We start from the raw sequence: 22352 nt of genomic DNA on the forward strand, positions 1-22352 counted from the left end.
CATGCAGTCCACCCCGGCAGACCCGATCGCGCTGGCAGATCCGAACCGGTACGCCCGCCAGATCGCACTGCCCGGGTTCGGACTGGCCGCGCAGCGCTCGCTCGCCGCGACGCGTGTGCTCGTCATCGGCGCGGGCGGGCTCGGCAGCACCGTCATCCCGGCGCTGACCGCCGCCGGGGTCGGCACGATCGGCATCGTCGACGACGACACCGTCGAGCTGAGCAACCTGCACCGCCAGTACATCCACGGCACCGCCGACGTCGGCATCCCGAAGGTCGTCTCGGCGGCGAACCGCGCGCACGCGATCAACCCCGCGTCGAAGGTCATCGCGATCGAGACCCGCCTCACCGCCGAGAACGCGCTCGGCATCTTCGCCGACTACGACCTCGTGCTCGACGGTAGCGACAACTTCCCCACCCGCTACCTCGCGAACGACGCCGCGGCGATCACCGGCATCCCGCTCGTCTGGGGCGCCGTCGCGCAGTACGCCGGGCAGGTCGGGCTCGCCTGGGCCGCCAAGGGACCGCAGTACCGCGACCTGTTCCCCACTCCCCCGCCCGCCGGCTCGGTGCTGTCGTGCGAGCAGGGCGGCGTCTTCCCCACGGTCGTCGCCGTGATCGGCGCACTGATGGCCGGCGAGGCCCTCAAGGTGCTCACCGGCAGCGGAACGCCCCTGCTCGGCCGCGTCACCACGTTCGACGCGCTCACGGGCGCGTTCCGCGAGCTCGCCTACGAGAGCGATCCGACCGCGTCATCCATCACCGAACTCATCGACTACGACGCCTTCTGCGGCGTCGTACCCCGCGCATCAACCCCCGAAAGCGAGTCCGCCATGAGCGACACCATCTCCCCCTCCGACCTGGCCGCATCGATCGAACGCGGCGACGACATCGTTTTGCTCGACGTGCGCGAACCGTGGGAGGCCGAGATCGCGAGCCTGCCCGACTCGCTGTTGGTGCCGCTCGGCTCGCTCGAGAGCGTGATCGACAAGCTCGACCCGAGCGAGAACTTCGTGGTCTACTGCCACCACGGCATGCGCTCCGAATCGGCGCTGCGCGTGCTGCAGCAGCGCGGCTTCGAGCACGCGCGGCACCTCACCGGGGGCATCGACGCCTGGTCGCGCGACGTCGACGGCGACGTGGCCCGCTACTGATGGGTCACACGTCGACGCCCCATACGAGCGTTGACCAGCACGCGGCGCTGGTTCGCTCGCTGCTCGCGCGCGCCATGGCGACCGGCACCGAACGTGTGCCGCTCGCCGATGCGCTCGGCCGGGTGACCGCCACCGCGGTCACCTCGCCGGTCGACCTGCCGCTGTTCCGCAACTCGCAGATGGACGGCTTCGCCGTGCGCGCGGCCGACCTGCGCGACGGCGACACGATCCTGCCGATCCTCGGCGAGATCCCCGCCCAGCGCGGCACGCCCGAACCGCTCATCCCGTCGACGACCGTGCGGATCATGACGGGAGCAGTCGTGCCCGAGGGGGCGGATGCCGTCGTGCCGGTCGAAGACGCGACGATCGAGGGCAATCTGGTCACCATCCACCGAGGCAGGCGGGCGGGCGAATTCGTGCGCGAGCAGGGCAGCGACGTGCGCGCCGGTGCGGAGCTGCTGCCGGCGGCCCTGCGGCTGGCACCCCGCCACCTCGCCGTGCTCGCCTCCGCGGGCATCCGCGACGTCGAGGTGCGCTTCCGGGTGCGCGTCGTCGTGATCACGACCGGCGCCGAACTCGTCGACCCCGGGCAGCCCGTCGACGACGGCCAGATCTACGACTCCAACGGCGTCGCGCTCGAGGCGGCACTGCGCGCGTGCGGCGCCGAGATCGTGGCGTCGATCCGCAACAGCAACGACGACGCCGACCAGCTGCACGACGCCATGTTCGCCGCCGCGGCCGGCGCCGACATCATCATCACCTCGGGCGGCATCTCGATGGGCGACCACGAGGTCGTGCGCGACGTGCTCACCCCGCTCGGCGGGCGCATCGGCCACATCGCCATGCAGCCCGGCGGACCGCAGGCGACCGGGTCGTTCGAGGGCGTGCCCGTCATCAGTTTTCCCGGCAATCCGGTGAGCACGCAGATCTCGTTCGAGGTCTTCGTGGCACCGCTTCTGCGCCGGGTCGCGGGGCTGCCCGCCGCCACCCGCGCGCCGCGCACCCTCGTGGCCGACCTCACCTCGATCCCCGGCAAGCGACAGTTTTTGCGCGGGCGTTCAGTCGAGGGTGGCAGAGTGGAGCTGGTCGCCGGGCCCGGCTCGCACCTCGTCGCCGGCCTGGCCGCATCCGATGTTCTTATCGACATCCCCGAGACGACAACCGAGCTGAAAGCGGGCGACACCGTGGAAACGATCGAACTGTGAGCGAACGCTCCCTCACCCACCTCGACTCGGACGGGCGCGCCCGCATGGTCGACGTCGGCGACAAGACCGTGACGAAGCGCACCGCCACCGCGACCGGTCGTCTCGTGACCCGTCCCGACGTGATCGCCCTCGTGCGCGCCGACGACCTACCGAAGGCCGATGTGCTCGCGACCGCGCGCATCGCCGGAATCCAGGGCGCGAAGAAGACGAGCGAACTCATCCCGCTCTGCCACACCATCCCGCTGTCGAGCGTCAAGGTCGACTTCGATTTCACCGCCGACTCGATCCTGATCACCGCGACCGCCAAGACCGTCGGCCAGACCGGTGTCGAGATGGAGGCGCTCACGGCCGTGACGGTCGCCGCGCTCACGCTGCACGACATGATCAAGGCGGTGGATGCCGCGGCCACGATGACCGACATCCAGTTGCGCGACAAGTCGGGCGGCAAGCACGGTCATTGGACGCGTCCCTCGGTCCCTGCGCCCGTCGAAGGGTCCTCGGGCCCCGCTGAAGGCACTCCCACCAAGCGTCCCCGCCGCTCGAAGCCGCGCGCGAACACCGCGGCCGTCATCGTCTCCTCGACCGCCGGTGCGCTCGGAACCCGCGAAGACACCACGGGCCCCGTGATCGCAGAGTGGCTGACCGCCGCCGGCTACACCGCCGAGGTCACGGTCGTCGCCGACGCCGACATCGCCACCGAGATGGTGCGCGTGCTCAAGTCCGCGCCCGCCGTCATCCTCACCACCGGCGGCACGGGCGTGAGCCCCACCGACCGCACCCCCGAGGCCACGCTCGCCGTGATCGACCGCGAACTGCCCGGCGTCGCCGAGGCCATCCGCTCGCACGGACTCGCGTCCACCCCGATGGCCGCGCTCAGCCGCGCGGTCGCCGGAACCGCACGAGGCACCGTCGTCATCAACCTGCCCGGCTCGCCGGGCGGGGTGGACGACGGGCTCGCTGTGCTCGACGACCTGCTTCCGCACCTCGTGGCGCAGGTGTCGGGCGGCGGACCGCATGCCTGACGTGATGACCTCGATCGCCGAGACCGTCATCGACGCGGCTCCGTTCGAGGAATTCGTACTGACGCCACAGAACGGCGCGCTCGTGACCTTCCGCGGGATCGTGCGCGACCACGATCACGGCGAGAGCGTCTCCGCGCTCGACTACCAGGCGCATCCGGATGCCGCACGCTTTCTCGAGGAGGCCTGCGCTCTCGTCGCGGCCGAGACCGGGTTGCGCATCGCGGCCGTACATCGAGTGGGGGCGCTGACGATCGGCGACACCGCGCTCGTGGCCGCCGCCGCGGCTCCGCACCGCGCGGAAGCGTTCGCGGCGTGTGAGCGTGTGGTCGAGATCATCAAGCAGACGGTGCCGATCTGGAAGCGCCAGCACCTGACGGCCGGCGTCACGGAGTGGGTCGGGCTGTAGCGCTCGCCCGCCTTTCGCCCGGCCTCTAGTCAGGAGTGTCCAGCTCTTCGGCGACGCCTGGAAGGATCATCGACAAAGAAACTCGTATCATCGAGTTTCGGTTACGCGCGAGTCTCCCAGCCGCTTCGCGTGAGTGACGAAAGCGCGGGTAGTGAGATCTCGTCAGCCATGGCCGCACTGCGTACCCAACTCGTCGCAAGCGACGCCAGGAAAAGGTCCACGGCCCGAACCTCCCGGCGCGCACTTCCTTCTTCTTGCGCGTCCAACAGGAATTCGTTCGTGTCGGTGATGAAGCCCTGACACGTGACTGCCAGCGGTGAGGAACTCGTTGTGGTCGCTGCCCGCAGCGGCTCGGGCAACCCGTCGAATGCACCGGCCCACTCCGTCATGGCGTCGAGCCAGTGCTCGAGAGCTTCAGCGGCGTTCGCGGATTCCGCGCGGATAGCGTCCCTACGCGAGACGAGTGCGTCGTCGCGTGCAGTGAGGAGTGCAGCAAGAAGTTCTTCGCGGTTGGGGAAATGCCGATAGAGCGTGCCGACGCCGACGCCGGCCTGCTTGGCAATCGCCTCGAGCGACCCGGTCACACCGTGCTGGGAGAAATGTTGCTCCGCGACATCGAGGATGTGGTCCCGGTTGCGTTGGGCGTCAGCCCGCGGCCCACGGACCCGGCCAGACACGATTTCCGACATTGTCGCCCCCATGTTGACAATACGGAGCCTGCCTCCGTATAGTTTCTTTCTAACAGGAGGGTACCTCCTTTTGCGTCCGCGTGTCACCTCGCCTTCGCGCAATTCGGGCCAGTCACGCTGGTCCTCCACTGAAGGGTCCGCTATGTCCAGCTCGTCCGACCGTCATTTGCTCTTGGCTCTACAGATCGCCAACGGGTACGGGGCCCAGCCCGGTGCCTGGCGGATGCCCGGCACCGATCCGTCGAGCTACACCGACATGGACGTCTTCGACCGGTACGCTCGGGCGGCCGAACGCGGGAAGATCCAGTTGATCTTTTTGGCCGACACACCCGTCCTGGATGTCGACCTTGAGAGGGAGGCGCCCCACCACGCCATCGATCCGCTGCTCGTTCTGACATCGATGGCGCGTGCGACGAAACGCATCGGATTGGTCGCGACGAGTTCGACCACGCTCAACGAGCCGTTCACCATCGCCCGCCAGTTCAAGGCCCTCGACGTCGCCAGCCACGGCCGCGCCGGATGGAACGCCGTCCCCACCTCGCACCCCGCCGCCGCAGCGAACTACGGGATCGTCCTGCCGTCGCGGGAGGAGAAGTACGAACGCGCCCACGAGGTCGTCCAGATCGTCCAGGCGCTCTGGGGCAGCTGGGGCAAGAACGCGTGGGTGCGGGATGTCGAGAACAGACGTTTCGCCGACATGTCCCAGATCCGGCCGGTAAACCTGCAGGGCCGCTACGTCGCATCCGCCGGCCCGCTGCCGATCCCGCCGTCCGAACAGGGCCAGCCGGTGATTTTTCAAGCCGGCGGTGGCGGGAACGGGTTGGAGATGGCCGGCCGGTACGCGTCCGGCGTGTACGCGAATCCGTTCACGATCGAGGAGGGCCGTGCGCACCGCGAGGCGCTGCGCACCGCCGCAGAACGTGCCGGTCGCAATCCCGACGAGGTGAAGCTGTTCGCGGGCTTCATGCCCTCGGTCGCCTCGTCCAAGCGTGCTGCACTGGACCGGCGGCTGAAGTTGGACGAGTCGGTCGATACCCACCAGCGGGTCCGCTATCTCGGTTCCATGATCGGCCTGGACCTCAGCCCCGCGCAGCTCGACCAGCCGATCACCGAGCAACAGCACAGTGCAGCGCGGGCCAATCCGGGCGACCCGCGGGCCCCACGGGCTCTCGAACTGGCACGTGAGGGGTGGACCTTACGTGACGTGCTGGCGCACGGCGTGATCGACTACCACCCGGTCGTTCCGGGAACCGCGTCCGACATCGCCGACCACATGCAGGAATGGTTCGACGCCGGCGCCTGTGACGGATTCTCCGTAGCCATCGACGTGTACGCCGACGGAATCGACACCTTCGTCGACGAGGTCGTGCCCGTGCTGCAGGAACGCGGCCTGTTCCACGAGGACTACGCCGGGATTACCCTCCGCGACCATCTGGGCGCACCCGCCCAGTACGGCCAAGACCCCCGACTTCCGTAAACCCTCGCTACACCCGACCTGCTTTGGAGCACCGAAATGACCAACCCGAACCCCGCAGACCCGGCCATCCCACCTTCCCGCACGGGGAAGAGCCGCGTCGAGAAGCTGGCCCCCGGCAGCGCCCTCGTCATCGGCCTGCTCATGGGATCGACCTTCCTCGTTCTCCTCAACGAGATGCTGCTCGGTGTCGCCCTCCCCACCCTGATCACTGACCTGGATATCACCCCCTCGTCCGGCCAGTGGCTGACGACGGGCTACCTGCTGACCCTGGCGGTGTTGATCCCCGCGACCGGGTTCGTCATGCGGCGCTTCCACATGCGGACCATCTTCCTCACCGCACTGACACTGTTCATCATCGGCACCGCTATAGCAGCCGCAGCCCCCGGCTTTGAGGTGCTGCTCGCCGGCCGGATCGTTCAGGCGGCCGGCACGGCCGTGTTCGTCCCGCTGCTGATGACCACCGCCATGCGACTGGTCCCCGAAGCACGCCGAGGCAGCATCATGGCATTGGTGACAGCGGTGCCGGCGATCGCACCCGCCCTCGGCCCGGCAGTCTCCGGTCTCGTGCTGTCGTTCCTGCCGTGGCGGTGGCTGTTCATCCTCATCCTCCCCCTCGCAGTCATCGCACTTGTGCTGGGAGCCCTCAAGCTCAAAAACATCACCACCCCCGAACACGCCACCCTCGACGTCCTCTCCCTGCTTCTGTCCGCGATCGGCTTCGGCGCCCTGGTCTTCGGCCTGTCCTCAATCGGCGAATCCGCCTCCGGGCACGCGCCCGTCTCACCCGCCATCCCGATCGTGATCGGCATACTCGGCGTGGCAGCCTTCGCTTTCCGCCAGAGCTTCCTGCGTCGACGGAACCGCGACCCGTTCCTCGACATGCGCGTCTTCCAGACGAAGTTGTTCGCCGTGCCGCTGCTGATCATGCTGTTCATCGCACTGAACGGTTTCGGAATCCTCCTGATCCTCCCCCTCATCCTCACCGGGTCACTGGGACTGGGAACGTTGGCAATCGGCCTCTTCCTCGTCCCGGGCGGCGCCGCGATCGCACTCGTCTCCGCCATCGGCGGTCGGATCTACGATCGCTTCGGCCCGCGCCCCCTCGTCATCCCCGGCGGCATCATTTGGACAGCAACCATCTGGTTCCTCAGCACATTGGACCAGAACACCAGCGTCTGGCTATATCTCGTCGCGTACCTGGTCATGTCCGCATCCCAGGCGATGATGTGGGCCCCCCTGACCACCGTGGCTCTGTCATCCCTGCGCGCCGAGCTGTACCCCTACGGAAGCGCGGCCTTCACCACCGCGCAGCAACTCGCCGGCGCCGCCGGCGGCGCAGTCCTCGTCTCGGCCTACACGATCGGAGCGAACGCAGCACATGCCGGCGCCCTGACCGTCGCCCAGACAGTCGAGGCAGGACAGGCAGCCTTCACCACCGCGGGATTAGTCGCCTTCGCTGCCGTCATCGGCACCCTGTTCGTCACAAGGCCCCGCACACCCGCCATCTCCACCGGCGCCACTGCCGACGGACGACCGTAACCCTCATCGAAAGAACAGGAGCATCATGAAGATCGGCATCATCGGCGCCGGAGCAATCGGCACCACCCTCGCCCAGCGGCTAAGCACTGCAGGCCACGACGTCTCCATCGCGAACTCCCGAGGCCCGGAGACCATCGACCCCGCCGCTCTGAGCACCGGCGCACGGGCAGTGCACGCCGACGACGTCACCGACAACTCCGACGTCGTCATCGTCTCGGTCGCCATCAGCCGCGTACCCGACGTCGCCCACCTCGTCCGCAACGCACCCGCGGCCGCCGTGATCATCGACACGTCGAACTACTACCCGCTCCGGGACGGTCACATCCCGGCCCTCGTCGACGGACAGGTCGAAAGCCTCTGGATCACCGAGCACTACGGCCGCCCGCTGGTCAAAGCCTGGAACGCGATCACCGCCCAGTCCTTCAGTGAGAACGCCACCCCAGCCCGAACAGCCGGCCGCATCGCCATCCCGGTCGCAGGCGACGACGAGCAGGCCAAGCGGGTAGCGACGTCCCTCGTCGAGGAGACCGGCTTCGACGCCTTCGACGCCGGGTCGCTTGCCGACTCGTGGCGGCTGCAGCCCGGCACCCCGGCCTACTGCACCGACCACACCGGCGACGAACTTCCGGAGATCCTCGCGAAAGCCGATGCGAGCCGCTCAGCCCGCCGCCGGGATCTGGCCATCGCGGCCGCCATCGAACGGACCGAAGCCGAAGGCCCCGTGAGCTCCGACTACCTGGTGCGCCTGAACCGCGCAATCTACTGACGACCCGCCCCGAATAGTCACGACCGGAACGCCACCATGACGACCAGCAAAGCCGTGAACCAGACCGGTCTGGACACGGCCACTGTGCGGCAGGCATTCGCCCACTATCCCGCCGGTGTCGTCGCCATGGTGGCGGCAGTCGGCGGCGTCGAGGCGGCCATGGTGGCGTCGTCGTTCACAGTCGGCATCTCGGCAGAACCACCCTTGGTATCGGTGGCCATCCAACGGACGTCGACTACCTGGCCGCGACTGCGTTCCGCCCTACGGATCGGGATCTCCGTCTTCGCAGAAGACCAAGCCGCCCTCGCCCGGCAGATGGCCGGCCCCAACCGGGACCGGCTCGCGGACGTGCAGCTGGAAGACACCGGGTCGGAAGCCCGGATGGTCGCCGGGGCCTCCTCGTGGTTCGAATGCACCCTCTACAACGAGGTCGACGCCGGCGACCACACTCTCGCCCTGCTCGAAGTCACAGCTTTCCACACCGACGAGCAGCGCCCGCCACTCGTCTTCCACGGTTCGGGCTTCCGCAGCCTCGCCCCCTAGACCCCTCCCTCCGCAGCCGCGGAGCGAGACCCACCAGCCGCATCCGCGGCGACATTTCAAAGGAGAAACATCATGCGTGCAGCACTCATCCGAGAAGTCGGACAGCCCTTCCAGGTCGAGAACATCACCATCGCCGCCCCCGTCGACCGTGAAGTCCTCGTCGAAATCCGCGCCTCCGGGCTCTGCCACAGCGACATCACCGTCGCCAAGAACGGCATGGGCATCGGACTGCCCGCCGTCCTCGGACACGAGATCTCCGGCGTCGTGACAGCAGTCGGCCCCGCCGTCAGCCGCATCAAGGTCGGCGACCACGTCGTCGCGGCAGCCCTGCAGCCGTGCGGACACTGCCAGGCATGCCTCCGCGGCAACCTCAACGCCTGCTCCAACCCCGACGCCCTCGACCGCTCCACAGACGCGGAACCCCGCCTCGAAGTCGACTCCACACCCGTCGTGCAGATGCAGGGACTCGGCGGCTTCGCCGAACAGGCCCTCATCCACGAAAACCAGCTCGTGGCCATCGACCCCAGAATGCCCTTCGAACAGGCGTCCATCATCGGATGTGCTGTAGCCACCGGCGCCGGATCCATCTTCAACGCCGCAAAGGTCAGGCCCGGCCAGAGCGTCGCCGTCTTCGGCTGCGGCGGCGTTGGACTCAACGCCATCCAAGCCGCGGTCCTCGCCGGCGCCACCACCATCATCGCCGTCGACATCCAGCCCGACAAGCTCGAACTCGCACAGAAGTTCGGCGCCACCGCCATCGTCAACTCCGGGACTGAAGACGCAGCGGCACGCATCCTCGAAATCACCACCGGTGCTGGTGTCGACCACGCGTTCGTCATGATCGGAGTCCCCGCAATCGCCGAGACTGCGATGGCGTCCCTCGGCTTCGGTGGCACGACCTACCTAGTCGGCGGCATGCGCCCCGGCGCAGCCCTCGACGTCCGCCCCTCCCCCGCCGACAGCGGCCTCCTTTCCAAGCAGCAGGGAGTCCGCGGAATCTGGCTGGGATCCTCGAATTTCTATGCCGACATCCCGATGTACGTCGACCTGTACATGCAGGGCAAACTCAACCTCGACGACCTCATCTCGCGACGCATCGACCTCGACGACATCAACGAGGCGTACGAGGATCTCGAACGTGGCGGTATCGCACGAAGCGTCATCACCTTCCCCGCTGTCGGCTAGCGCGATACAGCAGTGGCACAAACGGAGTCCGCGCGTCGGCGTCGGCTCAGATTGACAGCCAAGCCGGGCACCCTCGCGGGCGACTCGTCATCGCCACTTGAATAATGGAGAGGCGCATGGCCCTCTACGGGTCCTGGCGGGCGGCCCCGATGCTCGAAGGGTCGCACTGCTTTCCATTTGGGCTGCCATCGGCGCCCCGCGCGCTCACGAAGATGGAGTCGACTGGCCGCCGTCGATCTCCCAGCGCTGCACGTGTCCCGCGATCGGCTGCAACGCGGTGATGAGGTCGTCGCCGCGAGGCGTCAGATGGTAGCGGACCATGACGGGCGTCGTGGGTACAACCGTTCGCGCGACGAGCTCGGCTGTCTCAAGCTGCTTCAGGCGAAGGGTGAGCATCCTTGCCGAGAGACCGGCTACGACCGCCATGATGTCGCTGTATCGTTCGGCTCCGCGCGCGAGGGCGAGGAGGATGCTCGGCGACCACCGCTGGCCGACGACCTCGAGAACCTGGCTGGCGTGACGGCATTCGTCTTCGTTGACTTGGTTCCACCCGGCGGAGGATCGGAGAGTATGGGATGACTTCACTTACCTATCGTAAGCGGGTTACCGCGTCTTTGCGGCTCCACCGGACGGTGTCGAACATGGAGTCATGCCTGATTACGACCATCCGCTGCGCTTCGGCAGCTTCATCACTCCTCGAAACCAGCCGCCGCATCATCCGGTGGATCTGGCGATGTTCAGCGAGGACGTCGGCCTCGACCTGGTGACCTTCCAGGATCATCCTTACCAAGCGGTGCTGCACGACACGTGGACGCTGCTGACGTGGGTTGCCGCGCGCACGTCCCGCATCCATGTGTCAGGAAATGTGCTGAACCTGCCGTTGCGGCAGCCCGCCGTTCTGGCTCGGGCGATGGCGAGTCTCGATCTGCTCAGCGAGGGCCGCGCGGAACTCGGTATCGGCACAGGGGGTTTCTTCGATGCGATCGCGTCGATGGGAGCCCCGCTGTTGACCCCGCCGGATGCAGTCAGCGGGTTGGATGAGGCGTTGGACATCATCCACGGCATCTGGGATGTCGCCGACCGGAGCCCGTTGCGCGTCGACGGGCGGTTCCATCGGGTCGACGGTGCGCAGCGCGGTCCCTCGCCCGCTCACCGGATCCCGATCTGGGTGGGCGCATACAAGCCGCGGATGCAGAAGATCATCGGTCGGAAGGGCGACGGATGGCTCCCGAGCCTCCCGTGGATGCAACCCGGCGATGTCGCCAGGGGCAATCAGAACATCGATGAGTCCGCTCGCCTCGCCGGCCGCGACCCGCGTGAGATCGTGCGGATGATGAACATCGTTCCCCCGGTATCGGCGCAACAGATGGCGCGTCTGGCCATCGAAGACGGGGTGTCCGTATTCATCCTGGGCAGCGACGACCCACACGAGATCCGCCACTTCGCGACGGTCACGGCGGCGGAGATCCGTGACCGGGTGGGCGAGGCGCGATCGGGCGGAAGCCACGGAGAGGTCACACAGTGAATTCGGAACTGGACCACGGACTTGCGGGCGATCCGCTGCCAGACTCTCTGGTGACACGAGCGCTCCTGCCCGGACGCCCGGGCTATTCCCGGTACACGGCAGGATTCTTCCGGAGCGCCCGCCCCGGCTTGGTGCTGCGCCCGCAGTCGCCGGGCGAGGTGCAAGACGCTGTGCGATACGCCCGCAGACACCGCGACGTTCCGCTGGGCATCCTGAGCGGCGGCCACGGAATTTCGGGCAGATCCCTGAACGACGGCGGCATCGTGATCGCCGTGGATGCCTTGAACGAGATCACCGTACTGGAAGGCAACCGCGCCCGCCTGGGTCCCGGCGCCCGCTGGGGAGACGTCGCGGCCGCACTCGCACCCCACGGACTCTCGCTGTCTGCGGGCGACTCCGGAAGCGTCGGCGTGGGCGGCCTCGCGACCGCGGGCGGGATCGGCTGGCTCGTCCGAGAACACGGGCTGACGATCGACCATCTCCGATCAGTCGACGTGGTAACGGCAGATGGCGGACTCGTACACGCCTCCGCCGATGAGCACCCCGACCTGTTCTGGGCGATGCGCGGCGCGGGCGCGAACTACGGAATCGCCGTCTCGTTCGAGTTCGATCTCGACCCCATCGGTCCGCAGGTTGGTTTCGCGATGCTGGTCTACACACCGGACGATATCGCCGCGTTCCTGCAGGCGTGGGGAACAATGATTGAAAACTCTCACCCGACCGTGACTGGGACGCTGATCCTCAGTCCCGGCGGGCAGGGAACCTCGCCCGCACAGGCGCTCATCGTCGTGGACGCGGACGACCCCGACACCGTCATGGAGCGGCTCCAACCGTTCGCAGCGCTGGCACCGCTGGCGAACCAGTCAGTCCAACTCATGCCCTATCCGGCTCTCCTGTCCCAGCCAGCAGAACAGCACGGCCGCGGCGAACCCCACGGCCACTCGGGCCTGGCCCGACACCTCACCCCCGCCCTGGCGGAGGGTCTTGCCCACTTACTCGCATCGAACAGTTCTTTCTTCCTCACTGTGCGGTCCGCGGGTGGTGCGGTCGCCGACACCCCGGCGGATGCCACCGCCTACGCCTGGCGGAAAGCGAACTTCCTCATCGCCACCCTCGGCGGCGGCTCCGCCGACTTCGAAACGCGCTGGACGGGACTCCTCGCCCACTTTGAGGGCATGTATCTGAGCTTCGAAACCGACACCGGGCCAGGCGTGCTGGCCCGCGCTTTTCCACCCGCACATCTCACACGCCTGCGCACACTGAAACAGGCGTGGGACCCGAGCGGACTGTTCCGCGACAACTTCTTCATCGACCCCGCCACCGCAGCACCCACTCATCAACACAACATCTAGGAGATCCATGTCTTTATTCCGTCTTGATGCCAGCATCCGCGAGGATGGTTCCACCAGCCGCGCTCTCGCGGACCTCGTCGAAAAGCACTGGCAGGACACCGCGCCCGGCGCGCCCGTGAGCCGCCGCCACATCGGGGTGAACCCCCTGCCCAGCGACGCCTGGGCCACGGCACTCGCCGCGGGCGCTACTCCCGACAGCGACCGTACCGACCAGCAACGCCAGGCTCTCACGCTGGCCGGCACGCTGACCGACGAGCTCGACCACGCGGACGCGTACCTGTTCGCCGTCCCGCTCTACAACTTCGGACCATCGCAACACTTCAAGACCTACGTCGACCTCGTCACCACCGACCCTCGAATGGCGCCCGGCACCGCCACCGTCACTGCAGGGAAGCCGGGCGTCCTCGTAACGGTTCAGGGAGGCAACTACTCCCCCGGCTCCCCCAAGGAAGGCTGGGACCACGCCACCGACTGGATGCGTCGCATCCTCGAGGACGTCTGGCACATCGACCTTCGGATCGTCAGCCGCGAATTCACTCTCGTCGGCGTCAATCCCGCCCTCGATGCCTTCGCCGACATGGCCGACCAGATCAAAGCAAGTGCCGAACACCGGGCACGCGAGCACGGGCAATCTCTCACCACACAAAACCGCGCGGCCTAAGCTTGGCGCCCGGGAAAATACGACCGGGCCTGGGCATCCGGGGGCACGAGTCTCGCTGATCAGTAACGCACTGCCCTGCCATCCGACCTGCGCTCGCCGACCGCCGTCATCCGCACAGCAACGTGTGGCGCAGCTTCGTGCGCTCTCTCCTGACCGGCTCGATAACGATGGCTTCTGAGTGGCCGCACCGCAACGGTGGCGAACCGCTCACGAACGCGTCATTCCCACCGTGGACCGTCGCTTCGAGGCAATGGTCTGGCGTCGCTTCATGTCGCCGGGAGGGAACCTTCGCGGATCGGAAGGGGGCCGGTGAGGTAGCCCTGAATGGAGGGCGCGACGAGGGCGACAAGATTGGCGAGGCTCTGTCGCTCGATGGGTGGGGCCTTCAGGAGGTGCCGGGAGAGCGCTACGCCGATGAGGTGACTGATCGCGACAGTCAGGCGCAACTCCGGTTCACCGGGGGGCAGTTTCCGGCTCGCGGGCTCAAGCATGGTGGCCACGAGAAATTCGCGGAAGTGGTCGAGCGCTTGGTCATTCGTGAACGCGGACACGAGCGTGGCACGCAGGGGAGCTGCCGTCTCGGGTCGTTCCCAGAGCCCGAGGTAAGCCCACGTGAGACGTTCCCCCCATTGGTCGTCAGGCGCAGTGAACACGTCGAGGATTTCCTGCGTGGCGTCCGCTGGTAACGCCATCGCGGCGGCGAAGAGACCGTCCTTGTCACCGAAGAAGTGGCGGATGAGCGCCGGATCCGCGCCGGCCGCGCCGGCGATTGCGCGCACCGTCGCGCCCTTGTATCCGTGGAGGGTGAATAGCGTCCGGGCCGCGTCGAGGATCGCATCACGGCTCGACGAGCCACCGGGACGCCTGCCGGTCTTACCGCCTGCATCGATCACCATGTGGCACCTCTTCATCTGTGGAAGTCACCGCTGAGGTTATCCGAACGGGACTCAACCGACAATTTATAGACATGATTCTACATCTGTTGACATCTTCAACCGTAGTGTTCTACGGTTGGTGACATCAAGGGCTGGGAAGCAGCTCCCCGTCTCGAACCGTTCTGGAGATCCTCGTGTCTATTCCTCTTACCCGTCCGCACACGAAGTGGGGCGTCGCGATCGCCCTCGGTCTGCTGGGCTCGCTCGTCGTAGGACTTGTCGTCCTCGCTTTCCTGTGGCCGGCGAAGACCTCCACTCCCCAGAACCTCCCCGTCGGGATCACCGGTCCCGCCGCCACGGTCAGCGCACTGCAAGAGGCCGTGACCTCGGCCTCTCCCGACGCCTTCGACTTCACGGAAGCGACGGACCGGGCAGACGCGGTGGCGCAGATCGAGAACCGTCAGACGTATGGCGCGATCGTTCTCGGCGCCCCCGGCACGGCACCCGAGGTGCTCACCGCTCCGGCTGCCAGTGCTGCCGCGACGCAGATCCTCACCGGCGTCGCCACGCAGCTCCAGGCTCAGCTGGTTCATCAAGTCAGTGCTGCCGGCGGCGACCCATCGAGTGTTGCCGTGGAGGTCACCCCGGTCGTGCCGCTGTCCGCGGAGGATCCCGCGGGCACGGGGCTTGCTGCGGCGTCGTTCCCGCTGACTCTCGGCGGAATGCTCGGCGGCATCCTTATCTCCTTCCTCGTTGTCGGTCCGATCCGGCGTCTGGTAGCGCTGGCCGGATTCGGTGTCGGAGTCGGCGTTATCCTCGCCCTGATCCTGCAGACCTGGTTCGGGTTCCTTCAGGGCGACTTCTGGCTGAACGTGACCGGTATGGGGCTCTCGATCGTCGCCACCTCCGCCTTCATCGTCGGCTGTACATCGCTGCTCGGATCCCGCGGTATCGCAGTCGGCGCGATTCTGACGCTCTTCGTCGGGAACCCGCTCGCGTCTGCCGCGGCTCCGTGGCAGTTCCTGCCCACCCCGTGGGGTGCGATCGGGCAGTTCCTTGTCCCTGGTGCCTCGAACTGGCTGCTCCGCGCGCTGAGCTACTTCCCGAACGCGGACCTCTCCCAGCAGTGGTGGACGCTCATCGCCTGGGTGACGCTCGGCGCCGTCTTGATCGTCGCAGGTCACTTCCGCTCGCGTGCTGCGGCACGCGTCCCCGCGAACACCCTCGAGTCCGAGCCTCACACCGTCGCCTCCGTTTGATCCGCTAGTCACGACGAACGGCGGGCGCCGGCCCTTCTGCAGGTAACGACAAAGGAGAAACCGATGACCGCGTTTTCTAACCCGTTCTGGGTCCGCGTAGCCGGACAGTGGTGGATCACCACCGTCTACCTGCTCGGAGGGCTGGCGCTCGCCCTCGTCCTGATCTTCGGATCCACCTGGGAGATGCCGCGCATCGTCGCCGCACTCTTCGCCGTCACCCTCGCGCTGCACGTGCTCGAGGAACTCAACTGGCCGGCCGGGTTCCACTACATGCTCAACAGCGTGCAGAAGTCGAAGACTCCAGAGATCGGACCGGAAAACAGGCTCTCCGACCTCATCACCAACCTCGGGGTCCAGGTGCTCATCATCGGTGTCGTGATCGTGGGTGGCAACATCGCCACCACCATCGCGTTCCTCATCTTCGGCATCGGTGAAGCCGTCGTGCACCTGCTGTTCGGCTTCATCATTCACAGGAAGCTGAAACCCCGTGGCAAGAGGACCATCTACGGGCCGGGCACGGTTTCCGCCCTCGTCGGATTCCTTCCCGTGGCGATCATCGCCTGGGTGTGGCTGGGCTCGCAGAGTATCGGCGGCTGGGATATCGCCATCGCAATACTCATCATCGCCGTGATGATCGGGGTGCTTATCCGGCTTCCGATGATCGTCATCGATGGCCGCAAATATCCCGAGCTGGCCTACAAATCTCTCGGCTACTTCACGAAATTCGTCCGGTGACCCAGCCCGTCAGCCGACCCCCGCAGAAACCGAAACACGCAAAGGAGACATCGTGAGCACCACCACAGACACTGTCGAGCCGGCCACCGTCGGACTCGACGCCGACGCCCTCGGCCGACTCGACGCGGCGATCCAGAACGACATCGACGCCGGCCAGAACTTCGGGGCGAGCATCATCGTCGCCCGCGGCGGGCAGATCGCGCATCGGAAGACCTTCGGAACCGTCGCCCCTGACCGCCCGGCAGCGCGAGAGGACCGCTACCTGCTTATGTCGATGACGAAGTCTTTCGTCGCCGCACTGACGCTCAAAGCCATCGACGAGGGACGCTTCCAGCTCGACACCCGCGTAGACGACCTGGTCCCCGGCTTCGGCGTCAACGGGAAGCAGCGCGCAACCGTCCGCCACCTCCTCACACACACCGCCGGCCTTCCCTTCGCCTTGGTACCTCCCGGCCTCCCGATCGACAAGGTCGGCGACCTCGCCGCGAAAACGCAAGTCATCAACGGGCTACAGGCGGAGTACATCCCCGGCACCCGCAGCGTCTACACCTCCGCCGTCGGCTACGACCTCCTCGGCCAAGCCCTCGTGAACACCGACCCAGCCCGGCGCGGATTCCGCCAGATCATGCAGGAAGACCTGTTCGACCCGCTCGGCATGAACGACACCAGCATCGGCATCGACCCGGACGACTCCCGACGCGTGCCCGCATCGGCCACCGAGACGAACTCGACGCCGATGACACCGCTGCTCATCAACGCCTGCAACACCCTCTTCACCGGTGACGCCGAGTTCCCCGCCGGCAACGCCTTCTCCACCATCGACGACGTCTACCGCTTCACCCAGCTCTACCGAGGCCGAGGCGCCACCGACGGCTTCCGTGCCCTCTCGCCTGCCCTGTTTGACTACGCCGACCGCAACCACACCGGCGCACTCACCAACGACGGCTGGATCTTCGAAACCGAACCCCGAGGCATGGACCCCTTCCCGGCCCACTTCTCACTCCTCGGCGGGTACGTCCGTGGGGAAGGTCATGTGTTCACCCCCGCTGGAGTGACGGCGTCGCCGACCGCGTTCGCGGCAGTCGGCGGCGGGTCCACGTCGTTCCTCATCGACTACGAACGCGACCTCACCTACATCTTCCTTTCGGCTGGCTTCTTCACTGGTCTGCCTCATCTCGAACGCGTCAGCCGTCTCAACGACCTCGCTCTCGCCACCGTCAACTGACCAGCCCCGGCCGCGCCATTGCGGCGGGTGTATTGCCTCGAGCACGCACCCGCCGCTCCCCCGCGCTGGCGAGAATGATGACGAGAACTCGTGCACGAAATCGCAGTCACGAAAGCCCACCTTTCCCGGCTCCTTGGCATCATGCGCCGTAGCAGCAACCTCCGTAGCCGGGAACGGTCGACGCGCGAACGGCGCACCCCGAGGTATCCCGGGGTGCGCCGTGTTGTGTGAACGCTGAGCGGCTACTGCTGGATAAAGGCCAGGATGTCGGCGTTCAGAACGTCGGCGTGCGTGGTCAGCATGCCGTGCGGGTAGCCCTCGTAGATCTTGAGGGTGGCATTGCTGAGAAGTTCGGCCTGCTTCAGCGAGGCTGCCTTGTAGGGAACGACCTGGTCGTCGTCGCCCTGCAGTACCAGAACCGGAACGGAGATCGACTTCAGGTCTTCCGTCTGGTCGGTCTCCGAGAAGGCCTTGATTCCCTCGTAGTGGGCCAGGGCGCTGCCCGTCATGCCCTGCCTCCACCAGTTGTCGACCACCGGCTGGGAGACGGTGGCGCCGTCGCGGTTGAACCCGTAGAAGGGGCCGGATGCCACGACCTCGAAGAATTCGGCCCGGTTGGCGGCCAAGGCTTCGCGGAACCCGTCGAAGACCGAGATCGGTGTTCCGTCCGGGTTCGCCTCCGTCTGCACCATCAGCGGGGGCACGGCGGCGACGAGCACGACCTTGGCCACGCGACCCTGGGGCTCACCGAACTTCGCGACGTAGCGGGCGACCTGGCCGCCACCGGTGGAGTGACCGATGTGGATGGCGTTCTTCAGGTCCAGGTGCTCGACAACGGCCGAGACGTCGCTGGCGTAGTGGTCCATGTCGTGCCCGGTGCCGATGTCGGTCGACCTGCCGTGACCGCGGCGATCGCTCGCGACGACGCGGAAGCCCTTCGAGTGGAAGAAGAGCATCTGCGCGTCCCAGTCGTCGCTGGACAGCGGCCATCCGTGATGGAAGACGATGGGCTGGGCATCCTTGTTGCCCCAGTCCTTGTAGTAGATCTCTGTGCCATCTTCTGTGGTCACAAACGCCATGACAGACCTCCATTGTTCGTGTCGAACCCCAGTCGTGCGGGGACGACCGCGTGTGAGTGGTGTGCTCCCGGTCGAGATGAGAGCGGTTTCAGATTAGTCCCGGAAAACGTGACGAAACGGCCTCGCAACCGAGGTTTCAACTTCCGTTCAGCGACGGGCCGCTGCCCTGAGCGGATACGGCCGCGCGCCGCGGGCTGGCGGCCCTACGATCGGGCCATGGAACTGATCTTCGTGCACGGCGCCCTGGTGCGCGACGGCCAGTGGTGGTGGCAGCGCACCGCCGAGCTGCTCGAACGGAGCACCGGCATTCGCAGTCGCGCCGTCGCCCTCCCGTCGTGCGGTGAGACCACGCCCGACGCGGTCGCGGGTGGACTGGCCACCGATGCCGCCGCACTCCGCCGCGAACTCGACGAGGTGGATTCCGCCATCGTCGTCGGCCATTCCTACGGCGGCACGGTGATCGCCGAGGCCGGCAACCACCCGGCCGTCGCGCACCTGCTCTACGTATCGTCGTACCTCCCCGATGTCGGACAGTCGCAGGGCGCGATCATGAGCGACGAGACCGACCCGGTCGCCATCGCGGACAACGGCGACGGCACGCTCGGCCTTAGCGGCTACGACGCGGCATCGTTCGGTGCGCGGTTCCTTCAGGACGCGGATGACACGACCCAGCGTCAGGCCTGGGAGCGGGTCACGGCACAGTCCGCCGCAGCGTTTATGACGCCGACCACGGCCGCCGGCTGGCAGGGCGTCGATTCGACTTACCTCGTGTGCGCCGAAGACCGCAGCACCTCGCTCGAGCTGCAACGGTTCCACGCGAGCCGCGCGACCCGCTCGGTGGAACTTCCCACCGGGCATCATCCGTTCATCTCCCGTCCCGACCTGGTCGCGGACCAGGTGCGGATGCTCGCGCAGCGCGGATGATCCGATCGTCTGCTGTGAGCGGAACCCGATGCATCCCCGACCCGGGTACCTGTTGACTGGGCGCATGAGACTCGAGCGTCGTATCGCGCAGACCGGCCGTGAACCGCTACGGCGGCAGGAGCGCGAGCCGCTGTGGCGGGAGTTGCTCGGTGAGCAGCTCCGCGAGATCCGTCTCGCCCGTGGCGAGACGTTGCGCGGCGTCGCGGGCAAGGCCCGGGTGTCACCGCAGTACCTCTCCGAGCTCGAGCGCGGCGGCAAAGAGGCCTCGAGCGAGATCCTCGCCGCCATCGGAGCGGCGCTCGACACCACACTGCTCGACCTCACGACGGGAGTCGCGAGCCGGCTGACCGAGACGATGGCGCCCGCTCGCTCGACGGCGTCGAACGTGATCCGCCTCGCCGCCTGATCGAGGCTGCGGGGCGGCTTGTCAATGCCTTGTCGCAATCGATACCCCTGCATTGAATGAGAGCCGCACTTAAATGAGGGGTTCTTATGGGCGTCAACGCCAAACTGTTCTGGATACTGTCCGCGTTCTTCGCCGTACTCGCCGTGGTCTACACCGTCTGGACGCTGCTCTACGGTGCGCAGGACCTCGCGCAAGACCCGGGCGCCGGCGGTAAGACCGGCGGGGTCATCGAATACACGGGCTCGATCGGCCTGCTGCTCGCCGCGGCGGCGTCTGCCCTCATCGCCTTCTACGTCGGAAGGCTGCACAGCACCCAGGGCGGCGTGCTCCCCGAGGACCGTCTCGACGCGAACATCGACGACGGCGACGCCGAGCAGGGCTTCTTCAGCCCGTGGAGCTGGTGGCCGGTCACCCTAGCGGGTGCGCTGGCGCTCGTGTTCCTCGGCGTGGCCGTCGGCTTCTGGATCGCCTTCGTCGGGGTGGGCCTCCTCGCCATCTCCATCGTCGGCTGGGTGTACGAGTACTACCGCGGCAACTTCGCCCACTGAGCGGGGGTCACTTAGCGGGGTTTCGATACGCGCCCCAGAGGGCGCTACTCAACCAGCGATCGCGTCGAGGTCACGAAGGGCCGTCTGGGCCTGCGCCAGTCGGTCAGCCTCGGGCTGTTCCCACCAGTACGGGCCGCGCTCACCCAGCCCGAGCTTGGCGAGCCCCACCCGGCGCCGCGCTGCGGCCACGAGCTCGTCGTCACCCGCCTTCTTCGCCGTGCGCACCGACGACCGGCCCCTGCCGAGATGCGACTTGAGCGCCTCGACCAGCTCGGGCGGCAGGCACGGATCGGTGCGCCGCCACCGCCTCCCATTTATGACCAGCCAGCGGTCGTCGTCGTGCGCGTCCAGCTCAGCCGCCGGCGAAGGGCGGAAGCACGTCGACCCGCAGGCCGAGTTCGCGGGAATCGTCGCGGCTCACGACGCCGTCGACGAGAAATGATCCGGATGCCAGGACTCGCGTCATCGGGTCGCCGTACTTGTCGATCAGCACAGCGCGCAACGCGCCCACCGTCTCGACGGCGGGAAGGGTCTCTTCGAGCCGCCCCGCGGCATCCGCGGCCGCAGCGAAGTACCGCACGAGCACGCCGTCAGCCACCGATGGCCCCCATGCTGCGCGTCGGGCGCACGAAGTCGGCGCGTTCCATGCCGTGGCCGGCCTGCTTGCCCCACATCGCGGCGCGCCACCAGTCGGCGATCGTGTGGTCGTCGGCGCCACCGCGCATGAGGCCGCGCAGGTCGGTCTCGTCGTCGCCGAACAGGCAGGAGCGAACCGTGCCCTCGGCGGTGAGTCGGGTGCGGTCGCAGGCCGAGCAGAACGAGCGGGTGACCGAGGCGATGATGCCGACGGTTCCCGCACCGCCGTCGACGATCCACTCCTCGGCGGGTGCCGACGGGTCTTCGCGGTGCGGCTGGCTGAGGAAGAAGCGCTCGCCCAGAACGGCGAGCAGCTCGGCGGCGTCGATCATGTTGTCGCGCGCCCAGGCCTCGTCGGCGTCGAGCGGCATCTGCTCGATAAAACGCAGACGCACGCCGTTGGCGATCGACCACTCGAGCAGGTCGACGGCGCCGGCCAGGGTGTCGCGCATCAGCACGGCGTTGATCTTGAGCGGAGTGAGTCCGGCCGCCTGCGCGCCCTTGATGCCCGCGAACACGGCCGGCAGCCGGTCGCGGCGGGTGAGGCGCGCGTAGTGGTCGCGGTCCACGGTATCGAGGGAGATGTTCACGCGGTTGAGTCCCGCGGCGACGAGCGCGTCGACGCGCTTGTCGAGGCCGATGCCGTTGGTCGTCATCGAGATGGATGCACCGTCGGCGACTTCCGCGCTGCGGGCGATGATCTCCACGAGGTCGTTGCGCATGAGCGGCTCACCGCCGGTGAACCGCACGTCGCGCACACCGAGGTCGCGTACGGCGATGCCGACGAGCCGTCCGATCTCGACAGCGGTGAGCAGGTCGTTGCGGGCGATCGCCGGCAGACCCTCCTCCGGCATGCAGTACGTGCAACGCAGGGAGCATTTCTCCGTGATCGAGACCCGCAGATCACGGGCCTCTCGGCCGAACTGGTCGACCAGCCCCGTGACATCCGGCCTGCCGTGCGTCGGCGGCATGCGCGCCGGGTCGCGTCGGATCGTCGGCATTCCGAGTCCGAGGCTTGTCATGTAGCAACCCTACGTGGTGCGTGCCGAACCGCGCCGCTTCATGACGCGGTCACACTGACCCTTCGAGGACTACTCGAACCCGCCCGCCAGTGGATAGGCTGGGCGTCTAAACGAAGGGCG

25 protein-coding genes are annotated in these 22352 nt (G+C 67.2%); 18 read left to right on the forward strand and 7 right to left on the reverse strand.

Annotation, left to right across the window (positions count from 1 at the left end; genetic code table 11):
• Position 1 precedes the first annotated feature (1 nt).
• From IEV96_RS08235 to IEV96_RS08250, 4 genes are read left to right on the forward strand one after another with little or no spacing between them, the layout of a single operon-like run.
• Positions 2-1153 (forward strand): ThiF family adenylyltransferase, encoded by a 1152-nt coding sequence (locus IEV96_RS08235; protein WP_188510151.1) that lies wholly within the window; start codon positions 2-4, stop codon positions 1151-1153.
• The gene (locus tag IEV96_RS08240; RefSeq protein WP_188510152.1) at positions 1153-2358 is read left to right on the forward strand and encodes a molybdopterin molybdotransferase MoeA; all 1206 of its coding nucleotides are present in this window, start codon (positions 1153-1155) and stop codon (positions 2356-2358) included. The genes IEV96_RS08235 and IEV96_RS08240 overlap by 1 nt, the downstream gene beginning before the upstream one ends.
• Positions 2355-3380 carry a bifunctional molybdenum cofactor biosynthesis protein MoaC/MoaB gene (moaCB, locus tag IEV96_RS08245; RefSeq protein ID WP_188510153.1) on the forward strand — a complete coding sequence of 342 codons (1026 nt, stop codon included), beginning with the start codon at positions 2355-2357 and terminating at the stop codon, positions 3378-3380. Before IEV96_RS08240 ends, moaCB begins: the two co-directional genes overlap by 4 nt.
• Entirely contained in the window at positions 3373-3786 is a 414-nt protein-coding gene (locus tag IEV96_RS08250; protein WP_188510154.1) for a molybdenum cofactor biosynthesis protein MoaE, read from the forward strand. Before moaCB ends, IEV96_RS08250 begins: the two co-directional genes overlap by 8 nt.
• A gap of 101 nt (positions 3787-3887) precedes the next feature.
• Here IEV96_RS08250 and IEV96_RS08255 read toward each other — a convergent pair whose 3' ends face one another.
• On the reverse strand, positions 3888-4475 hold the full coding sequence (locus IEV96_RS08255; RefSeq protein ID WP_188510155.1) for a TetR/AcrR family transcriptional regulator: 588 nt from the start codon (positions 4473-4475) through the stop codon (positions 3888-3890).
• Positions 4476-4617: 142 nt separating this feature from the next.
• Between IEV96_RS08255 and IEV96_RS08260 the strand changes: the two genes are divergently transcribed.
• The 5 genes from IEV96_RS08260 (at position 4618) to IEV96_RS08280 (ending at position 9985) form a co-directional block, all read left to right on the forward strand.
• A complete protein-coding gene (locus IEV96_RS08260; RefSeq protein ID WP_188510156.1) occupies positions 4618-5952 on the forward strand; it encodes an NtaA/DmoA family FMN-dependent monooxygenase in 1335 nt (444 codons plus the stop codon).
• A 36-nt stretch (positions 5953-5988) separates the two neighbouring features.
• Positions 5989-7491: a DHA2 family efflux MFS transporter permease subunit gene (locus tag IEV96_RS08265; RefSeq protein ID WP_188510157.1), complete on the forward strand. Its 1503-nt coding sequence runs from the start codon at positions 5989-5991 to the stop codon at positions 7489-7491.
• 25 nt (positions 7492-7516) lie between these two features.
• Positions 7517-8257, forward strand: a complete 741-nt coding sequence (locus tag IEV96_RS08270; protein ID WP_188510158.1) for an NADPH-dependent F420 reductase — start codon at positions 7517-7519, stop codon at positions 8255-8257.
• 36 nt (positions 8258-8293) lie between these two features.
• Positions 8294-8800: a flavin reductase family protein gene (locus IEV96_RS08275; RefSeq protein ID WP_188510159.1), complete on the forward strand. Its 507-nt coding sequence runs from the start codon at positions 8294-8296 to the stop codon at positions 8798-8800.
• Positions 8801-8872: 72 nt separating this feature from the next.
• Positions 8873-9985 carry a Zn-dependent alcohol dehydrogenase gene (locus tag IEV96_RS08280; protein WP_188510160.1) on the forward strand — a complete coding sequence of 371 codons (1113 nt, stop codon included), beginning with the start codon at positions 8873-8875 and terminating at the stop codon, positions 9983-9985.
• Between the two features lie 204 nt (positions 9986-10189).
• Here IEV96_RS08280 and IEV96_RS08285 read toward each other — a convergent pair whose 3' ends face one another.
• Positions 10190-10570 (reverse strand): winged helix-turn-helix transcriptional regulator, encoded by a 381-nt coding sequence (locus IEV96_RS08285; RefSeq protein ID WP_188510161.1) that lies wholly within the window; start codon positions 10568-10570, stop codon positions 10190-10192.
• Between the two features lie 64 nt (positions 10571-10634).
• Here IEV96_RS08285 and IEV96_RS16670 point away from each other — a divergent pair, with 64 nt between their 5' ends.
• The 3 genes from IEV96_RS16670 to IEV96_RS08295 all read left to right on the forward strand — a co-directional run bounded on the left by IEV96_RS16670 (position 10635) and on the right by IEV96_RS08295 (position 13523).
• Positions 10635-11510: an LLM class flavin-dependent oxidoreductase gene (locus IEV96_RS16670; protein WP_229733147.1), complete on the forward strand. Its 876-nt coding sequence runs from the start codon at positions 10635-10637 to the stop codon at positions 11508-11510.
• A gap of 170 nt (positions 11511-11680) precedes the next feature.
• Positions 11681-12862 (forward strand): FAD-binding oxidoreductase, encoded by a 1182-nt coding sequence (locus IEV96_RS16675; protein WP_229733387.1) that lies wholly within the window; start codon positions 11681-11683, stop codon positions 12860-12862.
• 7 nt (positions 12863-12869) lie between these two features.
• Entirely contained in the window at positions 12870-13523 is a 654-nt protein-coding gene (locus tag IEV96_RS08295; RefSeq protein ID WP_188510162.1) for an FMN-dependent NADH-azoreductase, read from the forward strand.
• Positions 13524-13789: 266 nt separating this feature from the next.
• On the opposite strand, the gene IEV96_RS08300 is transcribed toward IEV96_RS08295, so the two are convergent.
• Positions 13790-14419: a TetR/AcrR family transcriptional regulator gene (locus IEV96_RS08300; protein WP_188510163.1), complete on the reverse strand. Its 630-nt coding sequence runs from the start codon at positions 14417-14419 to the stop codon at positions 13790-13792.
• Between the two features lie 173 nt (positions 14420-14592).
• Here IEV96_RS08300 and IEV96_RS08305 point away from each other — a divergent pair, with 173 nt between their 5' ends.
• The 3 genes from IEV96_RS08305 to IEV96_RS08315 all read left to right on the forward strand — a co-directional run bounded on the left by IEV96_RS08305 (position 14593) and on the right by IEV96_RS08315 (position 17617).
• The gene (locus tag IEV96_RS08305; RefSeq protein ID WP_229733148.1) at positions 14593-15657 is read left to right on the forward strand and encodes a hypothetical protein; all 1065 of its coding nucleotides are present in this window, start codon (positions 14593-14595) and stop codon (positions 15655-15657) included.
• A gap of 63 nt (positions 15658-15720) precedes the next feature.
• The gene (locus IEV96_RS08310; protein ID WP_188510164.1) at positions 15721-16392 is read left to right on the forward strand and encodes an HXXEE domain-containing protein; all 672 of its coding nucleotides are present in this window, start codon (positions 15721-15723) and stop codon (positions 16390-16392) included.
• A 52-nt stretch (positions 16393-16444) separates the two neighbouring features.
• Positions 16445-17617 (forward strand): serine hydrolase domain-containing protein, encoded by a 1173-nt coding sequence (locus tag IEV96_RS08315; RefSeq protein ID WP_188510165.1) that lies wholly within the window; start codon positions 16445-16447, stop codon positions 17615-17617.
• 242 nt (positions 17618-17859) lie between these two features.
• Here the strand turns inward: IEV96_RS08315 and IEV96_RS08320 are convergent, their stop codons facing one another.
• Complete coding sequence (locus IEV96_RS08320; RefSeq protein WP_188510166.1) at positions 17860-18696, reverse strand: alpha/beta fold hydrolase; 837 nt, start codon at positions 18694-18696, stop codon at positions 17860-17862.
• Positions 18697-18912: 216 nt separating this feature from the next.
• On the opposite strand from IEV96_RS08320, the gene IEV96_RS08325 reads away from it, so the two are divergent.
• The 3 genes from IEV96_RS08325 to ctaF all read left to right on the forward strand — a co-directional run bounded on the left by IEV96_RS08325 (position 18913) and on the right by ctaF (position 20574).
• Positions 18913-19620: an alpha/beta hydrolase gene (locus IEV96_RS08325; RefSeq protein ID WP_188510167.1), complete on the forward strand. Its 708-nt coding sequence runs from the start codon at positions 18913-18915 to the stop codon at positions 19618-19620.
• Between the two features lie 64 nt (positions 19621-19684).
• Positions 19685-20026 (forward strand): helix-turn-helix domain-containing protein, encoded by a 342-nt coding sequence (locus tag IEV96_RS08330; RefSeq protein ID WP_188510168.1) that lies wholly within the window; start codon positions 19685-19687, stop codon positions 20024-20026.
• Between the two features lie 86 nt (positions 20027-20112).
• Complete coding sequence (gene ctaF / locus IEV96_RS08335) at positions 20113-20574, forward strand: aa3-type cytochrome oxidase subunit IV (protein ID WP_188510169.1); 462 nt, start codon at positions 20113-20115, stop codon at positions 20572-20574.
• Between the two features lie 48 nt (positions 20575-20622).
• On the opposite strand, the gene IEV96_RS08340 is transcribed toward ctaF, so the two are convergent.
• From IEV96_RS08340 to moaA, 3 genes are read right to left on the reverse strand one after another with little or no spacing between them, the layout of a single operon-like run.
• Positions 20623-20925 (reverse strand): biopolymer transporter Tol, encoded by a 303-nt coding sequence (locus tag IEV96_RS08340; RefSeq protein ID WP_188511178.1) that lies wholly within the window; start codon positions 20923-20925, stop codon positions 20623-20625.
• 1 nt (position 20926) lies between these two features.
• Entirely contained in the window at positions 20927-21172 is a 246-nt protein-coding gene (locus IEV96_RS08345; protein ID WP_188510170.1) for a MoaD/ThiS family protein, read from the reverse strand.
• Complete coding sequence (moaA, locus tag IEV96_RS08350) at positions 21165-22232, reverse strand: GTP 3',8-cyclase MoaA (protein WP_188510171.1); 1068 nt, start codon at positions 22230-22232, stop codon at positions 21165-21167. The genes IEV96_RS08345 and moaA overlap by 8 nt, the downstream gene beginning before the upstream one ends.
• Positions 22233-22352 lie beyond the last annotated feature (120 nt).

Source organism: Conyzicola nivalis, assembly GCF_014639655.1.
GTDB lineage: Bacteria > Actinomycetota > Actinomycetes > Actinomycetales > Microbacteriaceae > Conyzicola > Conyzicola nivalis.